The organism is Streptomyces sp. NPDC051976 (genome assembly GCF_040680795.1).
Taxonomy (GTDB): domain Bacteria; phylum Actinomycetota; class Actinomycetes; order Streptomycetales; family Streptomycetaceae; genus Actinacidiphila.
In genome coordinates this window covers 38,830-54,544 of sequence record NZ_JBFAXL010000057.1, presented here as the reverse complement: position 1 = coordinate 54,544, position 15,715 = coordinate 38,830, and the positions used below count along the sequence as shown (strand labels likewise).

The 15,715-nt window shown below is 67.1% G+C and carries 15 protein-coding genes and 1 pseudogene; 13 read left to right on the top strand and 3 right to left on the bottom strand.

The window, feature by feature from the left end; genetic code table 11:
• Window positions 1-290 precede the first annotated feature (290 nt).
• Window positions 291-869, bottom strand: coding sequence for an SMI1/KNR4 family protein (locus tag AB0M29_RS36645; RefSeq protein ID WP_365390934.1), 579 nt, complete (start codon window positions 867-869; stop codon window positions 291-293).
• 420 nt (window positions 870-1,289) lie between these two features.
• Here AB0M29_RS36645 and AB0M29_RS36640 point away from each other — a divergent pair.
• Window positions 1,290-1,462 (top strand): annotated as a pseudogene (locus AB0M29_RS36640) (IS1380 family transposase); the annotation flags it as partial.
• On the opposite strand, the gene AB0M29_RS36635 reads toward AB0M29_RS36640, so the two are convergent.
• Entirely contained in the window at window positions 1,415-2,734 is a 1,320-nt protein-coding gene (locus AB0M29_RS36635) for an ISAs1 family transposase (RefSeq protein ID WP_365390932.1), read from the bottom strand. The pseudogene AB0M29_RS36640 and the gene AB0M29_RS36635 overlap by 48 nt on opposite strands.
• A 201-nt stretch (window positions 2,735-2,935) precedes the next feature.
• Here AB0M29_RS36635 and AB0M29_RS36630 point away from each other — a divergent pair, with 201 nt between their 5' ends.
• The 3 genes from AB0M29_RS36630 (at window position 2,936) to AB0M29_RS36620 (ending at window position 6,598) form a co-directional block, all read left to right on the top strand.
• A complete protein-coding gene (locus AB0M29_RS36630; protein ID WP_365390930.1) occupies window positions 2,936-3,442 on the top strand; it encodes a hypothetical protein in 507 nt (168 codons plus the stop codon).
• A 367-nt stretch (window positions 3,443-3,809) separates the two neighbouring features.
• On the top strand, window positions 3,810-5,048 hold the full coding sequence (locus AB0M29_RS36625; protein WP_365390928.1) for an IS110 family transposase: 1,239 nt from the start codon (window positions 3,810-3,812) through the stop codon (window positions 5,046-5,048).
• A gap of 269 nt (window positions 5,049-5,317) precedes the next feature.
• Complete coding sequence (locus AB0M29_RS36620; RefSeq protein WP_365390926.1) at window positions 5,318-6,598, top strand: hypothetical protein; 1,281 nt, start codon at window positions 5,318-5,320, stop codon at window positions 6,596-6,598.
• Between the two features lie 228 nt (window positions 6,599-6,826).
• Here the strand turns inward: AB0M29_RS36620 and AB0M29_RS36615 are convergent, their stop codons facing one another.
• Complete coding sequence (locus AB0M29_RS36615) at window positions 6,827-7,084, bottom strand: hypothetical protein (RefSeq protein WP_365390924.1); 258 nt, start codon at window positions 7,082-7,084, stop codon at window positions 6,827-6,829.
• A gap of 266 nt (window positions 7,085-7,350) precedes the next feature.
• Here AB0M29_RS36615 and AB0M29_RS36610 point away from each other — a divergent pair, with 266 nt between their 5' ends.
• From AB0M29_RS36610 to AB0M29_RS36570, 9 genes are all read left to right on the top strand, one after another.
• The gene (locus tag AB0M29_RS36610) at window positions 7,351-7,659 is read left to right on the top strand and encodes a hypothetical protein (protein ID WP_365390922.1); all 309 of its coding nucleotides are present in this window, start codon (window positions 7,351-7,353) and stop codon (window positions 7,657-7,659) included.
• A gap of 225 nt (window positions 7,660-7,884) precedes the next feature.
• Window positions 7,885-9,702, top strand: coding sequence for a hypothetical protein (locus tag AB0M29_RS36605; RefSeq protein ID WP_365390920.1), 1,818 nt, complete (start codon window positions 7,885-7,887; stop codon window positions 9,700-9,702).
• A 383-nt stretch (window positions 9,703-10,085) separates the two neighbouring features.
• Entirely contained in the window at window positions 10,086-11,258 is a 1,173-nt protein-coding gene (locus tag AB0M29_RS36600; protein ID WP_365390918.1) for an exonuclease SbcCD subunit D, read from the top strand.
• Between the two features lies 1 nt (window position 11,259).
• The gene (locus AB0M29_RS36595) at window positions 11,260-12,618 is read left to right on the top strand and encodes an SMC family ATPase (protein ID WP_365390916.1); all 1,359 of its coding nucleotides are present in this window, start codon (window positions 11,260-11,262) and stop codon (window positions 12,616-12,618) included.
• 270 nt (window positions 12,619-12,888) lie between these two features.
• Window positions 12,889-13,044, top strand: coding sequence for a hypothetical protein (locus AB0M29_RS36590; protein ID WP_365390914.1), 156 nt, complete (start codon window positions 12,889-12,891; stop codon window positions 13,042-13,044).
• A 510-nt stretch (window positions 13,045-13,554) separates the two neighbouring features.
• Entirely contained in the window at window positions 13,555-13,788 is a 234-nt protein-coding gene (locus tag AB0M29_RS36585; protein ID WP_365390913.1) for a hypothetical protein, read from the top strand.
• Window positions 13,789-13,797: 9 nt separating this feature from the next.
• Complete coding sequence (locus tag AB0M29_RS36580; RefSeq protein WP_365390911.1) at window positions 13,798-14,556, top strand: helix-turn-helix transcriptional regulator; 759 nt, start codon at window positions 13,798-13,800, stop codon at window positions 14,554-14,556.
• 436 nt (window positions 14,557-14,992) lie between these two features.
• Window positions 14,993-15,256, top strand: a complete 264-nt coding sequence (locus tag AB0M29_RS36575; RefSeq protein WP_365390909.1) for a hypothetical protein — start codon at window positions 14,993-14,995, stop codon at window positions 15,254-15,256.
• Window positions 15,257-15,347: 91 nt separating this feature from the next.
• On the top strand, window positions 15,348-15,620 hold the full coding sequence (locus AB0M29_RS36570) for a hypothetical protein (protein WP_365390907.1): 273 nt from the start codon (window positions 15,348-15,350) through the stop codon (window positions 15,618-15,620).
• Window positions 15,621-15,715: the final 95 nt, after the last annotated feature.

Sequence of the window (15,715 nt, the reverse complement as noted above, 5' to 3'; positions counted from 1 at the left end):
CCCTGAACGCCTTCCAGATCGCCTTCGAGGGCCGGCTCACCCCGGCCAACAACTGAACCCCAACAATCAAGATCAGCCGTTAACTGGACACACCCCAGCCGCGCTGCGGGACATCCACGAGTGACGCGGTGCGGGGGATCCGGCTGGGCCTGCCAGGCCCGGGAACCCCCGCGCTGTGACGGTGCAAGGTATCAAGCGAAGGCCGCCTCTACGCCCGGCAGTTCCCCTCCCGGACGATCAGATTCGAGGGGGCATTCGTGCGACTGAGGCCCGGCTTGGGTGTGGTGGGGCTACTCGGCTCGCCACCAGCCCCGTCCGGCATGCCAGTCTTCTACCCAGTGCAGGAAGCCGTCCTCGCAGTGATCGGAGGGGGAGTCGGCATAGGGTGCAGCGCAGCCGTCTCGGAGCCACCACACCCGGCCGCGTTGCGGCCCGGTCACCACGAGCGTCCAGTACTCCCCGGCTCGGTCGCTGCCCAGCAGCACCGAGCCGTGCTGGTAGGCCTGGTGCAACAAGGGGGAGTGGCGGGTGTGGTCGTAGTAGTCGTACTCCCACTGCCATTCCTCCTCGAGGGGAAAGGGTTGACCGGGCACGCGTACGGCCGTGCCGTCGAATGGATCCGGACTCATCCAACAGTCCGCTTCCCATGCGGCCCAGGTGTCCGGCTTGTCTCCGACAGGCAGCAGACCGCCGTCGTCAGGCGGACCGTCGTCAGTACCGTTCGCGATCTCAGCCACGAACGTCCGATACGGCTCTGGCAGCACCACGCCGTACCTGTGCTCCCACGCCCGAAGCGCCTCCCAGCCCCATGGGCGCTGGCGGACCTGTGCCGGAAAGGCTTCACACAGGAGGGTTATGGCACCCGGCATAGCATTTTCCACGTCCTACGGGTATCACCGGCCACTGACACTCGGCGCCGGCCCACAGGACGCAGCGGGTCACAAGGCACACTGAGACGTGCCCGCTTCAGCCTGTCCTGTCCGCGGTTCTGTGATCCCAAGCATCCAGGTCCTCGGTTGGTGAGGGCGGCTCATCCGGTGTGGTGGGGTTGGTGTTTGCGTCGTCGTCGTGGTTCGCGTTGGGCTTGGGCGCGGGCGCATTCGCGGGAGCAGTATTTGATGCCGGTGGTGCGGTGCTGGCCGTATTCGGCGCGGCCGCGTTGGCGGACGAACTGCCGGCCGCAGTTCTGGTTGGCGCATCGCCGTACTGAGGCTCCTTCGGCGAGGTGGTTGTACAGCTGCAGGAACGCTACGGAGCAGACGCTGAGGTGGCGGTCGGCGAGGTCTCCCGGCACGGCCCGGCTCTGGGAACCCCGCCGCCTGCGGTCTGCCTGTTCACTGCGGCCGGACAGCTCGTCACCACTGGCCGGCGCCGCATTCTCCGCCTCACCCAGCACTGGCGTGGGCAAGGGAGATCACAGGGCGCCCTCGAACGACTCGCGCTCCTGCCAAACCCCGGCTGACCAGCCGATTCGCCTATCCCTACGAGAAGATGGTCCAGCCCGGAGCAGTGGAACCCGGCGTCCACCCGAGACGACACCCGGCTGGCCCTCGACCTGCCCGCCCTCCAGGGCCTCGGCAAAGTGACGCTTCGTCCGTTTCGTGATCACGTGATCCCGAGGAGGGCGAGGGGTCGGTGGGGGTCTCGGGCGTTGCGTCGCAGGCCGGCGGCGATGTTGGTGGTGCCGGCGAGTCGGAGTGCGCCCGATGGCGAGGTTGCGCCACGTGGCCATGGCACGGGGTGCGTTGCCGGTCCGTAGTTGGGAGGCGTCCTCGGCGAAGGTGGTGTCCCGGACGTGGTGCAGTGATTCGACTGCCCAGTGTCCGCGGATCAGTGTTGCCAGTTGGGCGGGCGTCGCCTGTTCTGCGGTCAGGGTGGTGACCGCGTAGACGGTGTGGAGGGTGACTTTCCGGGTTTTGCGGTGCATGCGGCGGCGTTTGAGTTGGATGGCCTGCTGGGCGCCCGGGAACAGGAGGTTGCTCACGGTGCAGACCTTGATACGTCTGATCTCGCTGCGGCCGTGGCCGGTTGCGCGTGTGCGGTCCTGCAGCGGGATCCCCTTCCATGGAAGGGCTTTGAGCTGCTTGCGGAGCTTCTTCTGATTCCCCTTGGCGATCACGATGTAGTGCGCTGAGCGTCCGGTCAGGTAGGTGGCGTGCTCGCGCTGGGTGTGGAGTGCGTCGCTGGTGACCACCGCGTCGGCGAGGTCGGCGATGGTGTCCAGGAGTGGTTGGAAGCAGGTGATTTCATTCGTCTTCTCGCCGACGTCGAGTTGGGCCAGGACCAGGCCGCTGGTGTGGTCGAGCGCGGCGAGGAGGTGGATCTTGCGGCCTCCTGCGCGGGCGGCTCCGCGCAGGCTCTTGCCGTCGACGGCGATCCCGCGCAGGCCGGCGGCCTGCGGGGTTGCCTGGTGGCGGTCGGCGAGCCAGCGTCCGATGGCCTGGTCGAGGGCGTCGCCATCGACGCGGGAAAGGACTCGCCGCAGCGTTGCCTCGCCGGGCACCGGGCGGTGCCCGGTCAGCACGTCGAGCGGGCCGCCGAGGGCGGCCAGCACGGACTGCGGGGCGTCGGCGGCCCATTCGCTGATCGCCAGGAGAGAGGTCGCTCCAGTCAGTACGGACGAGGCGGCCAGCGCCAGGACATAGACGAGAGCGTGCCGTATCCCGCGCGCGGCTCGCGGATCGGGGACCTCGGCCAGACGTTCCAGCAGGCCAGGATGCTCGCTCAGCTGCACGGGAGGCTGATCGCGGAGCTGGTTAAGAACGGGAGGGATCAGGGAGGATGCAGGTGCAGGCACGGTCTTCCGTAGGGATCATGGGAACTCGACACTCACATGATCATGGAATTCGGTGCCTGCTTCGTTCCTGTCCGTCCCGCCCGGCTGGCTGGCAGCTGGGCGGTTCAGGAGCGTGCAACGCCCTGAGAGGATCCTCGCGTGTTCGACTTCGGGATCGAGAGCTACCGGCCGCAGTGGCTGACCGGCCGCAACGCTGTCATGGCCACCCAGGGCGACCGGCTGCGTGCGCTCAGCGGCCGCACACTGACCCGCGCCTGGCTGGTCTGGGACCTCCAGGACAACGAATGGTTCCCCGACTGCCCCGTCCTGCTCGACTTCGACGGGGAACAGGTCGAGATCAACCACTACAAGTTCGACGACCTCTCCATCACCTGGAACAGCATCGACCCCCACAAGCCAGTCCTGTGGCCCGACTTCGACCTGCAGTGGCGCCACGACGCGCGCCCCGAGCTGCACGCCCTCCAAGGTCAGGTCCTCCAGGACGTCGAGCTCCTCGAATGGACCGGCGACGACCTCGCCCGAGGAACGGTCGACCTCAGCTTCCTCTTCCCCAAGGAGCGGCTGACCATCGTCAACGCCCTCGACGAGAACGGGCTGACGTTCGGGCTCCCTGAGGCGAACCACCGGCGTCACTCACTGCGCTGACGAGTAAACGCCACACCCGGCGCTCTCCCAAAACGGACATCGCAGGACTTTGCCGAGGCCTTGGCCCGCCCTCGGTCACCGACAACGTGATGGGCCGCCGACTCCGTCGGCGGCCCATCACGAAAGTCAACCGGACCTCTGGTAAGGACACCCTGGAGCCGTGAAAATCGGGATGGGCGGCCGCCGGGCTGACGTCGTTCGATCTTGGTGCCGAGTCGAGCCTGTACGAAAGTCTGGCGCTGAGGACCGAGCGCAGGCACCCCGAAGTGTTGCCTTGAGCACGCAGAGCAGATTCTTCCCTCCTGCCGGTTCCTCGCCCGGCGGTCGTCCACTTCACGCGGCGAAGCGGCATGGGAGGGAGACGGGCATGGACGTTGTCCACGAGCGCTGTGCGGGGATCGACATCGGCAAAGCCGACTGCAAGGTGTGCATCCGGGTGCCGGGCCGAAACGGGCGTCGCCACACCGAGATCCGCACCTACTCGACCATGACCGAGGGGTTGTTGGCGTTGCGTGACTGGCTCGTCTCCGAGGGGATCACCTTGGTCGGGATGGAGGCGACCGGCTCCTACTGGAAGCCCGTGTACTGCATCCTCGAGGAGCTGATGGAGACCTGGCTGCTGAACGCTCAGCACATGCGCAACGTCCCCGGACGCAAGACGGACGTGCGGGACTGCCAGTGGATCTGCCAGCTCGTGGAACACGGCCTGGTCCGACCGTCGTTCGTCCCGCCCAAGCCGATCCGGCAGTTGCGTGACCTCACCCGCTACCGCACCGAGGTCACCCGTGAACGCACGCGGGAGATCCAGCGTCTGGAGAAGCTTCTCGAAGATCCCGGCATCAAGCTGTCGAGCGTCGTCTCCGATCTCAGCGGCAGGTTGGCGCGGACCATGGTCGAGGCCCTGATCGCCGGCGAGCGCGATCCGCAGACCCTGGCCCGGCTCGCGCTCGGCAAACTGAGAGACAAAGAAGCCCAGCTGATCCAGGCACTGACCGGATTCTTCAGCGATCACCACGCCTACCTCGCCCGGGCCATGCTTCAGAGGATCGACGCCGCCACAGCCACGATCAGCGAGCTCACCGCGGAGATAGACCGTCGGCTCCAGCCGTACCAGCGGCAGGTCGAGCTGCTGGTCACCATCCCGGGCATCAGCCTGACCGCCGCTCAGATTGTGATCGCGGAGATAGGCGTCGACATGCAGCGGTTCCCCACAGCGGGCCACCTCGCTTCGTGGGCGGGAGTCTGCCCGGGCAACCACGAGTCCGCCGGCAAGGTCACCAGCGGCCGCACCCGCCACGGCGATGCCTGGCTCAAAGGAGTCCTTGGCATCGCCGCCGCGGCAGCCGCCCGCTCGAAGAGCACCTACCTCTCCGCGCAATTCCGCCGGCTCGTCGGTCATCGAGGCAAGAAGCGGGCCCTCGTCGCCGTCGAACACTCGATCCTCGTGTCCGTCTGGCACATCCTCACCCGAGACATTCCCTACCAAGACCTCGGAGCCGACCACTTCATCAACCGAATCCACAAGTCTCGGCAGACCCGTCGACTCGTCAGCCAGCTCACGCAGCTGGGCTACAACGTGTCCCTCCAGCCCCACCAGACCGCGTGACCTGGGCAGGCTGGGCATTTTCAGAGCAGATCGAGGCTAGGAACTCTTGGAAATAGAATCGACTTTTTTCCCTGGACTTCTCTGCCTTTGTTGGCGGTGCGGCGACGATTTCATAGCTCTTTCGGTGGCAGCCCCATGGAAAGATCGACCTTTTGGACGGAGCGGCTACATGCGCCCATGAGAAAGGCCATAGTGTCAGAAGTCGAGTGCTGTCGCATCCGCTTCCCTTCGAGTAGGACCCAAGAGGGTGAAAACGGAAGGGATCGATCATGAACTACCTGCGGTACGCGCGGCCCGAGCGAGGACGTGTATTCCTGGTGATGCCGTTCGGCAAGAAGAACTTGTCCAATGGGGAAGAATTTGACTTCGAAGAGTTTCATTCGAAGTCGCTTGTACCTGCGGTTGAAGGCTGCAGTATCGACGGCGGGAGTACGGTCGTCGAACGCGCCGATGACATTTACGGTCCACCGGCGGTGATGGACCGGATCTGGCGAGGCATGCAGCGCGCCGATGTCGTGGTGGTGGTCTTCAGCGGACGTGCACCCAACGTCGCGCTCGAGTTCGGCATGGCGCTGATACTCGGCAAGCGGATGATCATTCTCGCACATGACCTCGACGACGTGCCGAGTGATGTGCGGGGCCTCTATCACGTGATCCTCTTCTCCTCGTACTGGACCGATATGCAGCGGATGACCGATGAGTTGAAGAAACAACTGATAGCGATCAGCGATGAGCCCGTTACCGAGATGGCGTTGATACCGATGGGGGATGACGCGAATGGGGCTCAGCCCGCCGCAGCCACCGTTGAAGCTGTCCATGAAGATTTCGCGGTCGTGCGCGCCGACGACGGCCGCCGCGGTCTCCTAGGCCTCAGCGACGTCAGCTACTCAAAGATTCCCAAGGACATGCGCGGGTTCCGTGAAGGTCAGCGCCTGCAAGGTGCGTTCGTTTCGACGCCTCACGGGGGAACCCGGTACAGCTTGCTGGCCGGTACTCGCAACCCTTGGGAACAGCTTGAGAAGAGCCACGGCGTCGGACACTGCTTCATCAGCACGGTTCATTCCGTGAGGGAGACGATCGGTGTTTTCGTCCGCGTTGATGGCGCAATCAACGGCCTGATCCCGGCGCGTACGGTCACCGCGTGGTCAGGTCTCGCACGTGATGCCCGGGTCGAAGTCGAGGTGACTGGTCTCCACGTGGAGCGTCGGCAGGTGGAGCTGCGACTGGTGCGGGTACTTACGCCTGCTGTCTCGTCCGTCACTGATGATGGTGGCACTGCGTGGTCAAAGGGATTTCGGACCTATGGGCGAGTCCTGAAGGTGGTGCCGGAGGAGGGCGGCCGTCGCGGCGGTTTCCTGAAGGTGGAGCTGCGCAACAAGCGCTGCGGGATCTTGCACTGCTCCATGATGGGGGAGGATTTGCGTCATGATCTCAACAACGGCTTCGTGGACGTCGGTGAGGAGATCTTGGTGGAGATCTCCCGTATCGACCCGAGCGGCGGGCGCATCGAGTTGCGTGAGGCCGACGATGAGGCCTCCTCCGCCGCGTGAGCGACAGGTTATGAAGGCTGTTGCGCCGACTGCCGTTTCGAGGCGGATGGTGCATCAGCCTTTTCCTTCCACGCCAGTAGACGATGTGATCCGTGGGTTGTTTTCGAAACGCTGTCGTCGGCGTGTGCGGTCTGCTGGCGCAGACGCGTCGGTTGCGAGCCTGGACGGGGAACGGCCGGGGTTGTTCGGAGCCTGCCGCGTCCCCAGAGCTGATTCAACTTCTGGTGATCAGGAGGATTTGAGGGTCGCAATGGTGTGACGGCCCGGCGGCAGCCCGTCACAAAAGCAACGAAGCCCCGTTTGAGCAGGTGACTGCCAAGTCGCCCCAGCGTGGTCGCGCACCGCAGCCAGGACACGGGTGGAATCGGTGCGTTGCGTGGTGCGTTCACGCACGAGCCCCGTGCCTCTGAAACGGGCCAGCGCGAGATTGAGCAGGTGGTCGGCGCGATCACCCGGGGCGAGATGCTCGCGGAAGTCGGCCAGCACGCTGCAGTATTCGGTGGAGTGTACGCGGCCGCCTTGTACTGCGCGGAAGAGTCGGCCGTCGGGTGCGGTGCCGTAGTGCTCGAGGCGGGTGCGTAGTAGGTGGACGAGGTCGGGAGGAATGGGGATGGAGCGGGTGGCGTTGCGGGCTCGTCTTTTGAGTCCGCGGGGTCGTGGGGGCAGCCGTCTCTGTCCAGCCGGAGCCAGCCTCGGGATGGCTGCGGGCGGCGAGCTTACCCCACGCTTCCGGGCCCGTTTCCGGACCAGGAGTGACGCGGAGACTGCGCCTGGCCTTCACCGTCCGCCTGGCCAAGACCGGCTACGTCCACCCCTCGGGCTCCCGCACCGACTCACCCGGCATCCGCCGCGGCGTCATCCAGCGCGCCGACTACACCGAGGAACGCTCCTACGGCTCCGCTCAGACCGGCGGCTTCGACGCCGCCGAATTCGCCGCCCGTGTCGACGCTGCGGGTGGTGACGTCACCGCAGCCGTCCACGCCTTCCTGGTGGAGACCGGCCGCATCAACCCCGAGGCCCACATCATCCACCTGGAAATCCGCACCTCGCGGCCCCGGTAGGGGAGGGGACGCCAGCCTGCGCGCCGGTCCCAGTGCGCCGTCACGACGACGGTGGAGGGGAGAGATACGCGTTGTTGTGACCGGAAAAGCGCGGAACGGCATTCCACGATGCCGCCGAGTCCTACGATGGGGTGCCTCGACGCCGTCGCACGCGCTCGCACTGCGGCCCCGGGCGGCCGAGGCCGTTACGGGGGACCGAGTACGACGTTACGGAGCAGCGCAACTGTGCATCTGAACAGCCTTTCCGCCTGCGGGTTCCGGTCCTTAGCCCTGGTCGAGGACATCCCCATCAGCGGCCCTACGGTCCTGGCCGGCCACAACGACGGCGGCAAGAGCGCCGTGCTGACCGCCCTGGCGTTCCTGCTGGACCAGCATGGCCTGAGCGACGAGGACCGCACCTACCTCAGCGGCGCCGGAGCGGGCGACGGGCGGTGCCAAGAGACCTGGGTGAAGGGGGACTTCACCCTCGACTCCAGTGAGCGCGCCTCGGGTCTACCCGAGCGCCTGCAGATCCGTCGCCGGGCCGTCGCCGGCGGCGCGCCCTGCTGGGAGTACCTCGGGTCGCAGCCGGCCGACGAGCGCCTGCGCGGCCTGGACAAGCTCCTCAAGCCCGCTCTCGCCGAGTTGGTCCAGGAATACGGTCTCACCGCGAAAGGCCCGTTGAAGGAGGACCTCCTGGCCACCCTCACCGACCACGCGGCGAGCGTGAGGCAGGAGCAGGGATGGCTGCCGCTGCCCAGACCGCTGCAGGCCAGGCTGCCGCGCCTGCTGTCGTTCAGCGGGAAGGACGAGCGTCCCGACGATGCCGTGCGCACGGCACTGAGCAGCTGCTATGAGGCGCATCTGCAGGACGAGGCCCTCCAAGGGCGGGTTCGTGACATCGAGGCCGACGTCACCCAGCGGCTGGAGAAGGACGCGGACTCGCTGTGCGCCCACATCCGCTCGCACTGCAGCGACCTGGTCGGCGTCGCCGTCAAACCCGAAGTCTCCTTCAAGGGCGGATTCAAACGCGCCCCGCTGCACATCTCACGCGCCGACGGCGAACCCGTTGACCTGACCCGCTCCGGCCAGGGAAGCTCCCGCCGCATAGCGCTGGCCATCTGGGAATGGACCAGCAACATCCTCGAGGACGCCGAACTGGCAAACGCCGAGCAGCCGGGCGGCGAACCGCCGAGGCAGACCATCGTCGTCTACGACGAGCCGGACACCCATCTGGACTACCGCCATCAGCGCACCGTGATGGACATCATCCGCCGGCAGTGCGCCCAGCCGCACACCAGTGTCGTCGTGGCCACCCACTCGATGAACCTTATCGACGGCGTCGACATCGCCGACGTCGTCCACCTCAAGCTCGGCGAGGACGGCCGCACGCGCATCGAGCGCCTCACCGACGACTCCCACGACGGCATCGACTTCCATCTCGGGCAGATCGCGGCGGCCTTGGGCCTGCGCAACTCCGTCCTGCTCCACGAACGCTGCTTCCTGGCGGTGGAAGGCGACACCGAACTGCAGAGCGTGCCAGTGCTGTTCCGCCTCGCCCAGGGCCTATCCCTGCAGGCAGCCGGCATCGCGCTGTGGGAGTGCGAGAACAACGAAGGCGCCCTGCACCTGGCCCGCTATCTGATCAAGCATGAGCGGACCGTCCACCTGATGGTCGACGCGGACAGCCGTACCAACAAGTTCTTCGCTGAAGACCGCCTCAAGCGCTGCGGCATCGACCCGACAACCCAGGTCTCCTACGTGGGGGAAGCACAGGGCTTCAACGAACTGGAGGAACTCTTCGATGACCAGGTGTGGGCCGCCACGGCCAACAGGCACTGGCCTCGCAGCCAAACCCCCTGGGAGCCGGGCGATTTCGCCGCCCACCGTGGCGGTAAGTTCAGCAGTGGCATCCTGAACATGATCAAGAACGGGGCCACCGAGAAGAGCCCGAACGGCAAGCCCACCATGCTCTACGCCCTGACCGCTGACCTGCGAAAGCCCGAGGACGTCCCCCAGCAACTACGCCAGGTCTTCGGCGAGCTGCAAGCGCTGGCTCACTGACCCCCGCGGTCGGCCGACGAACCGGCGCGCCACGCGCGCCGAGCCAGCATCCGCTCCTTAAGCTGCGCCGAAGTCGGTGCTGTCCACGCATGCCAGCCCTGATCCTCGACCCACTGACGGCCGTGCGAGCGGGCATCGATCCCGCACCACCGGCAACCCCCCGGCGCAGGGTGACAACCCATGCGTAAAGGCCTTTGAGAGGACATCTTTCCTCCTTCCCACCCTCATATCTTCCCGCCTACCACTGACAATCACCCTCGAGCACTCAGGCGGCCGGACAAGAGAAGAAACGTTTCACCATTCAGCCTTATTTACTCATAAGTAAGGAAGAATGTCTCTGAACCGGCATCATGGGTGCACGGTGACCGCTACGGTTCGTCGTCATGCGGTTTTTGCACACTTCGGACTGGCATCTGGGCCGCCGGTTCCACGGAGAAGATCTGATCGACGCCCAGCGTGCCTTCCTCGACCAGCTGTACGAGACCGCCCAGGCCGAGAAGGTCGATGCGATCCTGGTGGCTGGCGATGTCTATGACCGGGCCATACCCAGCCTTGATGCCGTCCGGCTGTTCAGCCACTGCCTTGAGCAGCTCGCCGGCCTTGGTATCCCCACGGTCATCATCAGCGGCAACCACGACTCGGCCCACCGCCTGGGAGTGGGGGCCAAGCTCCTGGCCCGCGCCGGCGTGCACCTGGTCACCGATCCCGGTGCCTGCGCCGAACCCCTGCTGCTGAACGGCGAGGACGGTCCGGTGGCCGTCTACGGCATTCCCTACCTCGAGCCGTCGATGGTCCACACCGGCCTGGGGGCGGCGGAAGCGACACACCAGGCGGTGCTGTCCGCGGCCCTGGGCCACATCCGCGCCGACCTGGCCAACCGCCTGGCCGGCACTCGCAGCGTGGTGCTGGCCCACGCCTTCATCACCGGCGCAGCCCCCGCCGAAACCTCCGAGAGCGAGCGGGACGTGAGTGTGGGCGGTGTGGCCCACGCCGGCGCCGCCATCTTCGACGGCATCACCTACACCGCACTCGGCCACCTCCACCGCCCCCAGCAGGTCACCGACCGCATCCACTACAGCGGCTCCCCGCTGGCGTACTCCTTCTCCGAGACCGGGCACACCAAGTCCATGACGCTGGTCGACCTGACCGCAGACGCCCCCCCGGTGCTCACTCCGGTCCCCTTTCGGGACCAGCTGCCCCTGGCACGGCTGAAAGGCATGATCGCCGACCTGCTCGCCGACCCCGCACACGAACCGCTCACCGAAGCCTGGCTGCAATTCGTCCTCACCGACCCGGACCGCCCGTACGAGGCGATGGCCCGCCTGAGGCAGCGCTTCCCCCACACCCTCGACATCAAATTCGAGCCCGTGACAGTACCGGACCAGACCCGCGGCGCCACCTACCGCGAGCGTGTACGCGGCCGCAGCGATCTGGAGATCGCCTGCGACTTCGTCCTGCGCACCAGGAACACACCGCCCAGCGACGCCGAACGGGCTCTGCTGATACGGGCAGTCGATGCCACCCGCGTCCAGGCCCAGCACAAGGAGACCGTCTGACATGCGCCTGCACACCCTGACCCTGCAGGCGTTCGGCCCCTTCGCCGGCACCCACACCATCGACTTCGACACGCTGACCGCCGACGGGCTGTTCCTCCTGCACGGCGACACCGGAGCGGGCAAGAGCACCGTCTTCGCCGGTGTGTGCTTAGCCCTGTACGGGGAGCCGCCGGACCGCAAGGCACCCACCCTGCGCAGCCACCACGCCAACCGCGACCTGCTGACCCAAGTGACACTCGAGGCCACCATCGGCGGCCGCCGTGTGCGCATCATCCGCACCCCACCGCAGAAACGTCCGAAGCGGAGCGGCACAGGGGAGACCGAGCAGAAGGCCGAGACCTTCCTGAGCTACTGGACACCCGGCTCCGGCGACGGGGGAGCGTGGGACCCGGTCAGCAGGTCCCACGCAGAGGCGGCCGACGAGATCGAGGCCCTGGTCGGGATGACCCGGCGCCAGTTCTGCCAAGTGGTACTGCTGCCGCAGAACCAGTTCGCCGTGTTCCTGCGCGCCGATCCCGTCCAGCGCAAGGAACTCCTCGGCGAGCTCTTCCACACCGACCGCTTCGCCGCCATCGAGCAATGGCTCACCAACCACGCCCGCGGCCTGGACAAGGAATGCCAGGCTGCCCGCGACGACATCCTGCGCCTGGCCGAGCGGATCCAGCAGGCAGCCGGACCCGACCTCGAACCGCACCAGGGCGCCCCCACCGCACAGGACCCCAGCACCATCACCGGCTCGGCCCAGGCCTGGGCCGAGCGCTTGCTGGCGGCCGCCGCAACCGCCGATGGGCAGGCCGTCTCCGCGGCCGCCCTCGCCAAGGGCGAACTGGGGCAGGCACACATCGCGCGGGATCAGGCCCTGGTTCTGGCGCAACGGCAGGCAGCGCACCTGAACGCCAGCGCGGCACTGGAACTCCTCGACCAACAGGCCGGCCATATCGACACCCTCCAGGCCCGCCGAGAGCAGGCCCGCCGCGCCCAGCAGATGTCCCCGCTGCTGCACGCCGCCAACACCGCTGCCACCACCCACGCCACTGCGAAAGAGACCGAAGCAGACCGCCGCGCTGCCCTGCCCACCGCCTGCTCCGGCCTGGCAGCCGGCGAGCTCACAGCCGCCGAACAGCAGGCCAGGTCCGAGCAGGCTGTCCTAGGCCAGTGGCTGCCCGAAGAAGCCACCGTCCTCGCGCTCAGCACGCAACTGGAGCACATCGACGCCGAACGCCAGCAGCACGCGCAGGACCTGACCGACGCCATTGCTTGGCTGGAGACCGCGCCCGCCGACCGTGCCTCCCTCGACAAGCGCCTCACCGACGCTCAGGCCGCCCAGGCATTGAGCGAACAGCACGCCGCCGCGCTGTGACAAATCCACGAAGGATCACTGCATGAGCGATGCGTTGAGCTGCTGATCTAGTGATCGTTACGGGATCTCTAGTCGTTGTGGCGGATTGATCTGAGCTGGGGTTTCCGTTGAGGACCGGGAGTCAAAGAGCCCTCTGAAGTGCGAGTCCAGTGATCGTTTCGGAATCCGGTGATCGTCGAAGGATTCGCTATTGCTGGGTGGGTCAGGCAGAGCGAGTCTGTGCTGGTCAGGCGTGCGGGGTGGGTGTCAGTGCCCGCTCTTACTGTGGGCATGAGGTCAGCGAGGCCCGAGCGCCCGGTCGGTGAACTCCTGGGCGATCTCGTCCGGCTGCGCCTGGACGAGGCCTGGACCGACGGCATCCTGCCCGATCTGGGATCCCGGTACGGGGCCCACGAGTTCTGTACGAGTGTGGGCTTCGCCGCCTGACCGCACGAGTCCCCGCGCACAACAGGGTGCTGTCTTTCGCCGTCTCCACGGCATGGCAGAGGGCCGACCTAGTCCAGGTCGGCCCTCATGGTTGGGTCGGGTGCTGTCACACACGCCGGTGCCCGAAGGTTCTGGCCCGTTCGGTAGGGAGGAGTCCGCAGCCGCCGGGGAGTTGGAACCTGTCATTGGAGCGTCGCATCCCTGCCTACGGGGGTGCAAGCTCGCCGTGCCGAAGCTGGGTCGCCGGTGCATCAACCGTACGGGGTTCCGTACTCCGCGCGAGAATTTTGCAGGTCAGCGGGGCTGATCCGCGTGGATTGCTTACGGAGCCAGCTAACAGGGCTGCCAAGGGGCCCGTGGACGCATCAACTGCCAGGGTTCCTGCAGGCGGTAGGGCACCATGCACTTAGACCCCTTGGACGTGTCACCGTCCAGGTGTGGTGAGGAGTCCGCAGCCGACCGGCGGCAGCATCCACGAGTGCAGCCGCCTGATCACAACAGGGAGTTCGCATGAGCCGCAAACGCCATGCCGCGGGGGGCCGTACGCCCGCCCCGCACCGTCTCACCGGAACCGAAACCGCCGTCATCATCGTCATCGTCCTGACCAGCGTCGCACTCGCGTGGGGCGGCATGGATCCGGGCACTGTCCTCCAACTCCTCGCCGGTGCCGGTCTGATCGCGGTGGGGGCCGTGGTGACACTGCGCTTCGGCCGCCGGGTCCCGCTGCCCCTGCCAATAGTTTGAGGGGGTGTCATGGGACGTCCTGAGAAGCCGATCGCGACGCTCAACCTGGGTCTCCTGGCTCTCGCCAGGTGGCTGCGAGAGATCCGTACCAACGCCCAGCTCACGTATGTCGAGCTCGCGGCGAGGACCGGCAACGCGTACTCGGCCACCACGCTGCAGCGCGCTGCGAGTGGCAAGCGCGTCCCGCGCCTGTCGGTGGTGGAGGCGTATGCCATGGCCTGCGGCGGATCGTTGGAGCAGGCCCGTCGCCGCTGGCGCCACGCGCGCGCCGTGGAGCACAGCGCTGCGCTTGCCTTCGGCAGCGCGCCCCGCCCTCGACTGGTCGAGAATGCGGCGGAACTACGTGCCGCTCTGCGCGAGATGTACCACCGGGCCGGTGCGATGCCACTGCGCGAGATGGAACGCCGGGCGGGCCTGGGGCGCCTGCCGCGCAGCACGATGCGCCGCATGCTCGACGGCACCACCATGCTCAGCAAGGACCAGATCCTGGCCTTCCTCACGGTCTGTGACGTGCCCGAGCGTGAGCACCAGGACTGGCTGGACGCTCTGTCCCGGGTGTGGGACAAGAAGCATTCCTGGTACGACAACGAAATCTTCAAGAACTTGCACAAGCCCAACGAGTGGAACCACTGGATCGAACGCAAGCCCCCGTCAGGCCGGGGCCGCTCGACGAGCAACGCGGGCGCGCAGCGCTCGCAGTTCGCTCGCGGCCGCCCTGCCCCCAAGAACGGAAAGCGGCTGAAGCTCGGTGTCACGACTACCGGGTAAGAGCGATCGAGCACGCCAGTCGGCGGCCTCGACCTAGAGGCCCCCGCAGGCGACGCCGAACGCGACCGTCAGCGGCGGCCCGTGGGTGCGGCCGAGTCCGCTGGTGTCTGGCGTATCCACGGCGTGGCCCTGGTAAGCCCCCTGCGTGAGGACGAACTGGGCAGTCGACGCCGTCCCCGGCTCGGCCGCCGCGGCCCCGTGGTCCGCGCACGGTGCAGCGAACGGTCCGGGCTGGTGAAGCGCCCGCGTGCTGCACCGGGGGCATCCCACCGCGACACGCGTTCTCCACGATGGACGTCCAGTTCAAGCCGCCGTCGTCGCCCTCCGCGAAGCCGAGGGGCTGAAGGCCGTGGGGCGCAGGTGATCGCTGGTGCGGTCAGGAGCGGTGGCCCGGTGGTCGAGTCTCGCGGGTGAAGGTGCGCTATTTTCGTGCCGCATGGAAGACACCGCCCCACTGCGTCAGGCCGTCCTCGCCTGGCTCGAGCAGGCACGGGACCTGCCCCCGATACCCCAGGCGATCACCGATGCAGAGCTGTCGACGCGACCGGAGTTCGATGCCGTGGCCAACGCGGTGGTGGGCGCCGCGCCGAAATCCGAACACCGCGACCTGTACGGCAAGGCCGATGGTGACTGGGCGCCCCGATGGTCCACGCTCCTGGGCGGATCAGGCCTGGGGGACGCGACCCGCCTGGTTGCCTAACGACCAACATGAGGGCATCAGCGAAAAGATCCGGTCTCGCGCAGCGGCCCTGTTCCCCACCCCGTCCCTGCGCCAGCAGGTCGAGACAATCGTGCAGGAGGCGTACAGCGCGCGCTCCAAGTACGTGCACGGGGACGTCCTCAAAGACCAGGACGAGAGGACGAAGCTGGCCGCCCTGCGTGACCTCAGGCTGACCGTGCGGCAGGTCGTCCTACGCTGGCTCGTCCTCACCCCCTGCGACACTGAAGACCTCGCCCCCCTCCTCGACGCCGCGGCCGCCGGCACCAACCGCGAACGCGCCGTCGATGAACCCCTGGACGCCTTCTTCCGCACAACGCCGACGCAGGACCACCTCCGGCCCTGAGCCGGACCACGGTGACGGCCGTGAGCAGTGCGACGCGGCGGCACCCAAGGCACGATCTCCCCGGCCACGGCGCGCCCCTCGCCGTCCCGATCCGC